Source organism: Pseudomonas sp. MWU12-3103b, from assembly GCF_023100615.1.
Classification (GTDB): Bacteria; Pseudomonadota; Gammaproteobacteria; order Pseudomonadales; family Pseudomonadaceae; genus Aquipseudomonas; species Aquipseudomonas putida_A.
The window spans coordinates 410,857-420,969 of sequence record NZ_JALMEY010000004.1 but is presented as its reverse complement, the minus strand read 5'-3'; the positions used below and the strand labels follow the sequence as shown (position 1 = coordinate 420,969).

The following is a 10,113-nucleotide window of genomic DNA, read 5'->3' as shown; positions in this document are numbered from 1 at the left end:
GCCGAACAGGGTATGCTTGAATACTCCATCGACCTGAAAGAGGTCTACCGAATCCATAATCGACTGGCGTTTTCAGGTCGATGTATAGCGAGAGACGGCTCGGTCAGTCCCCTCTCCCTCCGGTAGAGGGCTAGGGTGAGGGGCTTTCAGACTCAGCACTCAGCTCAACTTGAACCCACCCATCTGCCTTGCCAGATCATCCGCCAACCGCTGCAACATCTGACAATCCTCGCGACACGCCCGCACCTCGCCCGCCGTGGCCCGGGCCAGATCGGAAATTCCCTGCACGTTGCGGTTGATCTCTTCAGTCACCGCCGACTGTTCTTCCGTCGCCGTCGCCACCTGATGGTTCATGTCACTGATGCGCTCGACCTGCCCGGTAATCGCGGTCAACGACGCGCCAGTACGCTGGCTCGATTCAACCCCGGTGCCGGTCGCCGCCTGCCCGGTGCGCATCGATGACACGGCATTCTCTGCGCCTTGTTTGAGGCTGCCGATCATTTGCTGGATTTCGTCGGTAGACGCCTGAGTCCTGCGCGCCAAGGTGCGCACTTCATCCGCCACCACGGCAAACCCGCGCCCCATATCACCCGCCCGCGCAGCTTCAATCGCAGCATTGAGCGCCAGCAAGTTGGTCTGCTCGGACACGCCGCGAATCACCGCCAGCACCGAATCGATCGACGCCACCTGATGCGCCAGCTCACCGACCGCGCCCGCCGCCACGCCGATCTCGTCGGACATGCTTTCGATATGACGGATCGAGCCACCGACCACTTCCCGCGCCTGCAGCGCTTCATCGCGGGCGTTTTGTGAAGCAAGCGCGGCGTTGCCGGCGTTCTGGGCGATTTCCTGCACGGTCAGGCCCATCTCATGCACCGCCGTGGCGACCATGTCGGTCATTTCCTGCTGGCGCCCGGAGCGTTCGGCGGTATTTTCCACCACTTTCGCCACTTGGTCGACTGCTGTGCGCAGACGCTCGCTGGTGGTCAGCACTTCGCCGATCAGCCCGCGCTGGCTGTCGAGAAAACGGTTGAAGCCGCGCGCGAGATCGCCCAGTTCATCGGCGCGACTGGAATCTAACCGATGGGTCAAATCTCCACCGCCGCTACCGATCGCTACCAGCGCGGCTGTTACCTGACGAATCGGTCGCACCAGCCCTTGGGCCAGCCACACCACCAGCGCCAGGCACACCAGTGCCACCGCCAGACCGATGCCGCCGCTCATCCACATCGCCTTGCGGGCTTCGGCGTAGATCTGCGATTGCGGCACTTCGGCCACCAGCGTCCAGCCCAGATCGCGCAGCGGCAGGCTGAAGGCGAGGAAGTCTTCGCCATCGCGCTGGAAGGAACTGTTAGCGGCGACTTTTTGCCCCATGACCGCTTGCGCCGCCGACGCACCGATCTGCTCCGTGAGGGTGCGCTTGCCGCTGAACTGCGCCTCGGGATGAACCTGGATCAAACCGTCGGAACGCACGAGATAGACCTTGCCGCGCTCGCCAAAGCTGAAGTTGTGGATCAACTCCGACAGCTCTTTCATGCTCAGGCCCAGCCCCGCGACGCCGACCACTTTGCCGGCCTGCTCGACCTTCAAGTCGATGAACAGTGCCAATTCTCCGGTGGCGCCATCGTTGTCGATGTTCAGAGTGCGCGGCTGATGGCTATCGAGGAAGGAATAAAACCAGGCATCGGCCGGCTTGGTCCGACTGAGGGTGCGGTCGAGGCCCTTTTCAGTGATGTAGTGATTGGAATCGGTGCCGATGATCAACGCGGTGAAAGCTTTATGTTCGGCGCGGATGCCCTCCAGATACTGCGCGAAGGCTGCCGTTTTGCTGCTGTCTTCACCCGAGGCCAACCAGTCGCGCACCATGGAATTGCTGGCGATGTCTTTGGCGGCGGTCAGGGGTTGGACGAGGATGCGTTCGATGTCGTTGCGCGTCGCTTCGATGCTCGACGGCAGCGCTTGGTCGACCAGATAGCTCTGGGCGAGGCGGTTGACCAACAGGGTATAAATGCCAACCACGATCAGGATGCTGACCAGCAGGGCGGTGCCCATGCTGAGAATCAGCTGCCATTGAATACTGCGTCGCCACAACTGCATGGAGCACCCCCAAAGAATAAGTGGCCGAAACAATGCAACAGCCGTGCCGATTGTATACAACCCGATCGACAATCTATTCTTTGGTTGTGCGCAACCCCATCAGCCCTGATTGATGGTCTTGGCGATGGTGTCGACCGTGGCGCTGACTTGCTCTTGGTAACGGTCGAGTTCTTCCTGGTGCTGCTTCTTCATTTCGATCTGCTGCGAGCACAGGTTCATCGCGGCCAGCACCAGCAAGCGGTCACCGATCAGCGTCGGGTATTTGCGTTTGGTGTCGGCCAGGGCGGCCTTGAGCATCAGTGCGGCATCCAACAGGGTCTGTTCTTCCCCGGCCGGTGCCTTGATCGAATAGTCCTCCCCGAGAATGGAGATGACTTTTACCCCTGCGGTGCCGTGGTTCATGCGCTGACAGGGCCTGCGTTGACGCGATCAACCAGAGCCTGGATGCGCGCTGCGGTGGCGCCGTGCTTCTCTTCCTGTTCCATCAGGCTCAGTTGCAGGCTTTCGTTTTCATCCTTGGCCTGGGCCAGTTCCGTGGACAGGGTCTGGTTGGTTTGCGTGAGGGTCTGGTTCTGTTGCACCAGGTCGCTGACGAGCTGTTCCAATTGGCTGAGGGATGCTTCCAACATTTTGATCTTCCAGGCGTTTTTCAAAGGGCGCGTACGATAAAGAAAAGTCACTGCGGATGCCAGGGTTATACCGGCGCAAGGCCTTGATTTTCCTGGCGGCCGACCGTTCTCGCGAGTTTAAAAGACTGTGATCTGCCGATCTGGTTCCTGCACTTCGTCGCTCAGGCCCATATGCGACAAATACGCACAGTGCCTCAAGACTTTAGTCGTATGACCGATAAGTCATCCATACAGCAGTCTCAGCCCGCATGGATGCGGCCCTTTTTGGTATCCGCGCCATGTCCCTTCGCAATATGAATATCGCCCCCCGGGCGTTCACCGGCTTCGCCCTGATCGGCGGCCTGATGCTGATTCTCGGCGTGTTCGCCCTGAACCAGATGAGCAAAATCCGCGGCGCTGCCGAGGACATCACCAACAGCAGCGTGCCGAGCATCAAGAACCTCGACGAGTTCACCCAACTGACCTTGCGCCTGCGCGTGCTGTCGTATCGCTTGCTGGTCAATCGCGAGCCGGACGTGCAGCAGAAGACCATGGAACTGCTGGACACCCGCAACCAGCAGATCCGCGCTGCCCAATCGGCCTATGAGCCGTTGATCAGCGGCCCGCAGGAACGCGCGGCCTACGATCAATATGTGCAGTTGCTGGGCCAGTACCGCCAGATCGAAGACCGGATGAAAACGCTGTCGCGCAACAATCAGGTGGACGAGTTGCGCAACCTGCTCAACACCGAGTTGCTGAACAACTCCGAAGCGATGAACACCGTGCTCAACCGCCTGATGCAGATCAACGGCGAGCAGATCAGCCAGACCAATCAAGAGGCGGTCGACCAGTATTCCTCGGCGTTCAATCTGGTGGTCACCCTGCTGGTCGTGGCGACCGGCCTGACCTTCCTGTTCGCCTGGCTGCTGACCATCAGCATCACCAAGCCGATTTCCAAAGCGCTGGACGCGGCGGAAACCATCGCCGAAGGCAACCTGACCCAGCCGATCCACGTCGACGGCACCGACGAAGCCGGACGTCTGTTGGCGGCTATGGCCAAGATGCAATCGAAGTTGCGCGACACCTTGCAGCGCATCTCCGGCTCGGCCACCCAGCTTGCATCTGCAGCGGAAGAGCTGAACAGCGTCACCGACGAAAGCGCCCGTGGCCTGACTCAGCAGAACAACGAAATCGAACAGGCCGCCACCGCCGTCAACGAAATGACCAGCGCCGTGGAAGAAGTCGCGCGCAATGCGGTGAGCACTTCGGAAGCCTCGAAGAACGCCACCACCTCGGCCGGCGACGGCCGTGATCTGGTACAGGAAACCGTCAGCGCCATCGAACGCATGAGCGCCGACGTACAGAGCACCGCGACCCTGATCGGCGATCTGGCGAATGAATCCCGTGACATCGGCAAGGTGCTGGACGTGATTCGTGGCCTGGCGGATCAGACCAACCTGTTGGCCCTGAACGCGGCGATTGAAGCGGCCCGTGCCGGTGAAGCCGGTCGCGGTTTTGCCGTGGTCGCCGATGAAGTGCGTGCCTTGGCCCATCGCACCCAGCAGTCGACCAGCGAAATCGAACGCATGATCGGCAGCATCCAGAGCGGCACCGAACACGCCGTGGATTCGATGCGCAACAGCACCGAGCGCGCCGAATCGACGCTGAACATCGCGCGGGGTGCCGGGATGTCGCTGGACACCATCAATACCGCGATCGTCGAGATCAACGAGCGCAATCTGGTGATCGCCAGCGCCGCTGAAGAACAGGCACAAGTGGCCCGCGAAGTGGATCGCAACCTGGTGAACATCCGCGACCTGTCAGTGCAATCGGCTACCGGCGCGAATCAGACCAGTGCGGCGAGCAACGAGCTGTCGCGCTTGGCGCTGGATCTGAACAATATGGTTGGGCGGTTCAGCCTGTAAATTTTCAGATCAAGGTCAAAAGCCCCTCACCCCAGCCCTCTCCCAGAGGGAGAGGAAGAAAGGGAGCACATTGGGAGCTTTGCAGATTTTGAGTTCGGCTCGATATTGCAGGTCGGTGTAACTTGAACAAACCCCGCGGTCAGTCCCCTCTCCCTCCGGGAGAGGGCTAGGGTGAGGGTAGCGATCCCCAGCCGAACCCATACCTCAAATCCCATAGCGTAAAAAGCTTTTTGACAGCATCACATTTCAACAGGTTAGAATCGCTGGCACGCAGACTGCATGGTCAGTTTGTGCCCGTCTTTACGCTTCTGGAGTACTGCCTTTGAATGCGACGACCATCAACAGCCTGTTCTTGATCGGCGCGTTGCTGGTAGGTGCGAGCATTCTTGTCAGCTCACTTTCCTCCCGTCTCGGCATCCCGATTCTGGTCATTATTCTTGCGGTCGGCATGGCCGCCGGGGTCGATGGCGGCGGGATCATTTTCGATAACTACCCGACGGCCTATCTGGTCGGCAACCTCGCACTGGCGGTGATCCTCCTCGACGGCGGCTTGCGCACCCGCGTTTCGAGTTTCCGCGTGGCCTTGTGGCCGGCGCTGTCGCTAGCGACGGTCGGGGTGTTGATCACCACCGGACTGACCGGCATGGCGGCGGCGTGGCTGTTCGACCTGAATCTGATCCAGGGCCTGCTGATCGGCGCCATCGTCGGCTCCACGGACGCCGCCGCAGTGTTCTCGCTGCTCGGCGGCAAGGGCCTCAACGAACGGGTGACCGCCAGCCTGGAAATCGAATCCGGCAGCAACGACCCGATGGCGGTGTTTCTCACCGTGACCCTGATCGACATGCTCGCCAGCGGCCAGACCGGCCTGCACTGGAGCCTGTTGACCCACCTGATTCGCGAATTCGGCATCGGCGGCGTGATCGGCCTCGGCGGTGGCTGGCTGATGCTGCAACTGGTCAACCGGATCAACCTCGCTACCGGCCTGTACCCGATTCTGGTGATCGCCGGCGGCCTGGTGGTGTTCGCCCTGACCAACGCCCTGCACGGCAGCGGCTTCCTCGCGGTGTACCTGTGCGGTCTGGTGATCGGCAACCGCCCGGTGCGCAGCCGTCACGGCATTCTGCACATGCTCGACGGCATGGCGTGGCTGGCACAGATCGGCATGTTCCTGGTGCTGGGGCTGCTGGTCACTCCGCATGATCTGCTGCCGATCGCCTTGCCGGCGCTGGGTCTGGCGCTATGGATGATTCTGTTCGCCCGGCCGCTGTCGGTGCTGGTCGGCCTGCTGCCGTTCAAGGCGTTCCACGGCCGCGAGAAAGCGTTTATTTCCTGGGTCGGGTTGCGCGGCGCGGTACCGATCATTCTCGCGGTGTTCCCGCTGATGGCCGGGTTGCCGAATGCGCAGCTGTACTTCAACCTCGCGTTCTTCATTGTGCTGGTGTCGCTGCTGGTGCAGGGCACGAGCCTGCCGTGGGTGGCCAAACTGTTGAAGGTGACGGTCCCGCCGGAGCCGGCACCGATTTCCCGTTCGGCACTGGAAGTGCACATCACCAGCGAGTGGGAGCTGTTCGTTTACAAGCTCGGCGCCGAGAAATGGTGCATCGGTTCGCCCCTGCGCGAGCTGAAAATGCCCGAAGGCACACGTATCGCCGCCCTGTTTCGTGGCCAGCAACTGCTCCATCCGTCGGGTAGTACGGTGCTGGAAGTCGATGATTTGCTGTGTGTTATCGGCCATGAACACAACTTGCCAGCGCTCGGAAAACTTTTCAGCCAGGCGCCGCAACGCGGCCTCGATCTGCGCTTCTTCGGCGACTTCGTGCTCGAAGGAGACGCCCAGCTTAAAGCGGTTGCCGCGCTGTATGGCCTACCGGCCGAAGGCATAGATCCGGACATGACCCTGGGTGCGTTCATTGCCCACAAGGTCGGGGGGGCACCGATCGTTGGCGACCAGGTGGAGTGGAACAACACTCACTGGACGGTCGCGGTCATGGACGGGAACAAGATCGGCAAAGTGGGCGTCAGATTCCCCGAAGGAAGTCGCCCGGGCCCCGGTCTCTTCCTCTAAACTGCGTCCACTCTCACTTGTTTGACCGGTCTCTATGCCTACCCTGCGCTCTTTCTTTTTCGCGGCCCTGCTGGGCCTGAGTCTTTCCGTCGGCCCGCTCTACGCCGCCGAACCGCCGTCCAGCGAAGCCGTGCAGGCCAGCCTCGACAAACTGGCCGACAGCAAACTGCCGGATGCCGACAAAAAGAGCCTACAGACGGTCCTGCAAACCACGCTCAATCAACTCAACAGCCGGCGTGATTACGACCAGAAGCTGATCGACCTCAAGCAGCAACTGGCCTCCGCCCCTCGGCAGACCATCGAGAACACCCGCGAACTGACGCGCCTCAAGGCCACGCCAGTGGTGCCGGTGGCGCAGCGCTTCACCAAAGAATCGATCCAGCAGCTGGAGCAGATCCTCACCGATCGCTCGACCCAGCAAAGCGACCTGCAAAAGGCCCTGGCCGATGCCAACAGCCTGATCATCACCGCCCAGACCCGTCCCGAGCGTGCACAGGCAGAAATCTCTGCCAGCCAGACGCGCATCCAGCAGATCAACAACATCCTCAAGTCCGGCAAGGACGCGGGCAAGACCGTCAGCGCCGAGCAGCGCGACCAGTTGAACGCCGAGCTCGCTGCGTTGAACTCACTGATTCCGCTGCGCCGCCAGGAACTGGCGGGCAACAGCCAGCTGCAGGATCTGGGCAACAGTCAGCACGACCTGCTCTCGGAGAAATCCGACCGTCTCGATCGCGAGATCCAGGAACTGCAGACCCTGATCAACCAGAAGCGTCTGGCGCAATCTCAGGAAACCGTGACCCAGCAGTCGATCGAGGCGCAAAAGGCCGGTGGCAGCAGCCTGCTCGCCACCGAAAGTGCGGCCAACCTCAAGCTCTCCGACTACCTGCTCAAAAGCACCGACCGCCTCAACGAAGTCACTCAACAGAACCTGCAGACCAAACAGCAACTAGACAGCCTGACCCAGAGCGATTCGGCCCTCGACGAGCAGATCAACGTGCTCAAGGGCAGTCTGCTGCTGTCGAAGATTCTCTATAAGCAGAAACAGGCGCTGCCGCGACTCAAGGTCGACCGCGATCTGGCGGATCAGATCGCCGACATTCGCCTGTATCAATTCGAAGTCAGCCAGCAGCGCGAACTCCTGAGCAATCCGGCGACCTACGTCGACAATCTGCTCTCCACCCAGCCGCCGGAACAAGTCACCCCGCAACTGCGCAAGAGCCTGATGGAACTGGCCAACACCCGCGCCGACCTGCTGGAGCGCCTGAACCGCGAACTGAGCGCGGTGCTCAACGAATCGATCACCCTGCAACTCAACCAGAAACAACTGCTGAGCACCGCGCAAAGCCTGCGCGCGACCCTTGACGAGCAGATGTTCTGGATCCCCAGCAACAAGCCGCTGGACGCGGAATGGATTCGCGGCGTGCCAGAGCGGCTCAAGCGCCAGATCGACACCCTGCCGCTGGCCTCAAGCCTGAGCGAGCTGACCGACGGCCTGACCCAGCGCCCGCTGTTGTTCCTGCCGCTGGCCTTGCTGATCGGCGCTCTGCTGTGGCGGCGCAAGGCGCTTTATGCGCGACTGAACAAGGTTCACCAGGACATCGGGCACTTCAAGCGTGACAGCCAGTGGCATACGCCCCAGGCGATTCTGATCAACATTTTGCTGGCGATGCCGGTAGCGCTGGGCCTGGGCCTGTGCGGTCTGGCCTTGCAGATCGACGCCCGCGGGCAAAACGCCAACATGGGCGCGGCGTTGCTGCAAATGGGCCAGGCGTGGCTGGTGTTCTACACCGCTTACCGGATTCTCTCGCCGGGCGGTGTGGCGGAGTTGCACTTCCGCTGGGACAAACCGCAGGTCGAATTCCTTCAGGGCTGGATCCGTCGCCTCGGGCTGGTGGTGATGGCGCTGGTGACCGTGGTGGCGGTGGCCGAATTGCAACCGGCAGCGCTGGCTGACGACGTGCTCGGCATGCCGGTGGTATTGACCTGCTACGCGCTGATGGCGTGGCTGCTCAGCCGTCTGCTGATCAGCAGTCCGGCCCACGAAAACACCTCATTGTTCCGCAGGGCCGTGGGCGTGATGTTCACCCTGCTGCCAATCGCCCTGTTCGTCGCGGTGTGCTTCGGCTACTACTACACCGCGCTGAAACTCAGCGACCGGTTGATCAACACCCTGTACCTGCTGATGTTCTGGCTGGTGATCGAAGCCACCTTCGTCCGTGGTCTGGCGGTCGCCGCACGCCGCCTGGCCTACCAGCGCGCCCTGGCCAAACGTCAGGCGGCGAAAGAGGCCGGCGACGGCGAAGCGGTGATCGAAGAGCCGACCCTGGACATCGAAAAGGTCAACGAACAGTCACTGCGCCTGATCCGTCTGGCACTGCTCGGCGGTTTCATCGCCGCGCTGTACTGGGTCTGGGCCGACCTGATCTCGGTGTTCTCGTACCTCGACAACATCACCCTATACGAATACACCAGCGGCACTGGCGCCAACATGAGCATGGTGCCGATCAGCATCGGCGACATGCTCGGCGCGCTGATCATCATCGGCATCACCTTCGCCCTGGCGCGTAACCTGCCGGGTCTGCTCGAAGTGTTCGTGCTGTCGAAACTCAATCTGGCGCAGGGCAGCGCCTATGCGACCACGACGCTGCTGTCTTACGTGATCGCCGGCGTCGGTTTTGTCTCGACCCTGTCGACCCTCGGCGTCAGCTGGGACAAGTTGCAGTGGCTGGTGGCAGCGCTGTCGGTCGGCCTCGGTTTCGGTATGCAGGAGATCTTCGCCAACTTCATCTCCGGCATCATGATCCTGTTCGAGCGTCCGGTGCGGATCGGCGACACCATCACCATCGGCAACCTGTCGGGCACGGTGAGCAAGATCCGCATCCGCGCCACGACCATCACCGATTTCGACCGCAAGGACATCATTGTCCCGAACAAGACGTTCATCACCGGGCAACTGATCAACTGGTCGCTGACCGATACCATCACCCGCGTCACCCTGAAACTCGGTGTGGACTACGGCTCCGACCTGGATCTGGTCAAGGAACTGCTGCTCAAGGCTGCCCGGGAAAACCCGCGCGTGCTCAAAGAGCCCGAGCCGCACGTGTACTTCCTCAACTTCGGCGAAAGCACCCTCGACCACGAATTGCGCATGCATGTGCGCGACCTAGGTGACCGCAACCCGGTGATCGACGAAGTGAACCGCTTCATCAACCGCGAGTTCAAGAAGCAGCACATCAACATCTCGTTCCGCCAGATGGAGGTGTACCTGAAGAACCTCCACGGTCAGGAATACAAGTTGGTGCCCATCGAGGACGAGAACAAAACCATCGTTCCGATCGGCGCCGAGCAAAAGCCGCTGCAAGAGCCGCCGCCGGCCAAACTCGACTAACCGGTCTGATCCCAGCAGAATGCTCGGACA

At 61.2% G+C, this 10,113-nt stretch carries 6 protein-coding genes; 3 read left to right on the top strand and 3 right to left on the bottom strand.

The window, feature by feature from the left end; genetic code table 11:
* Positions 1-159 precede the first annotated feature (159 nt).
* The 3 genes from M0808_RS10020 to M0808_RS10010 form a co-directional block, all read right to left on the bottom strand.
* Positions 160-2,097, bottom strand: coding sequence for a methyl-accepting chemotaxis protein (locus M0808_RS10020; RefSeq protein ID WP_247840935.1), 1,938 nt, complete (start codon positions 2,095-2,097; stop codon positions 160-162).
* Between the two features lie 99 nt (positions 2,098-2,196).
* Positions 2,197-2,499 carry a cell division protein ZapA gene (locus M0808_RS10015; RefSeq protein ID WP_095138056.1) on the bottom strand — a complete coding sequence of 101 codons (303 nt, stop codon included), beginning with the start codon at positions 2,497-2,499 and terminating at the stop codon, positions 2,197-2,199.
* Positions 2,496-2,726 (bottom strand): hypothetical protein, encoded by a 231-nt coding sequence (locus tag M0808_RS10010; protein WP_003220969.1) that lies wholly within the window; start codon positions 2,724-2,726, stop codon positions 2,496-2,498. Before M0808_RS10010 ends, M0808_RS10015 begins: the two co-directional genes overlap by 4 nt.
* A 278-nt stretch (positions 2,727-3,004) precedes the next feature.
* Here M0808_RS10010 and M0808_RS10005 point away from each other — a divergent pair, with 278 nt between their 5' ends.
* From M0808_RS10005 to mscK, 3 genes are all read left to right on the top strand, one after another.
* On the top strand, positions 3,005-4,630 hold the full coding sequence (locus tag M0808_RS10005; RefSeq protein WP_135294802.1) for a methyl-accepting chemotaxis protein: 1,626 nt from the start codon (positions 3,005-3,007) through the stop codon (positions 4,628-4,630).
* A gap of 322 nt (positions 4,631-4,952) precedes the next feature.
* On the top strand, positions 4,953-6,695 hold the full coding sequence (locus M0808_RS10000; protein WP_096794715.1) for a potassium/proton antiporter: 1,743 nt from the start codon (positions 4,953-4,955) through the stop codon (positions 6,693-6,695).
* Positions 6,696-6,729: 34 nt separating this feature from the next.
* Positions 6,730-10,083, top strand: coding sequence for a mechanosensitive channel MscK (gene mscK, locus M0808_RS09995; protein ID WP_097087044.1), 3,354 nt, complete (start codon positions 6,730-6,732; stop codon positions 10,081-10,083).
* The last annotated feature ends 30 nt before the right edge of the window (positions 10,084-10,113 follow it).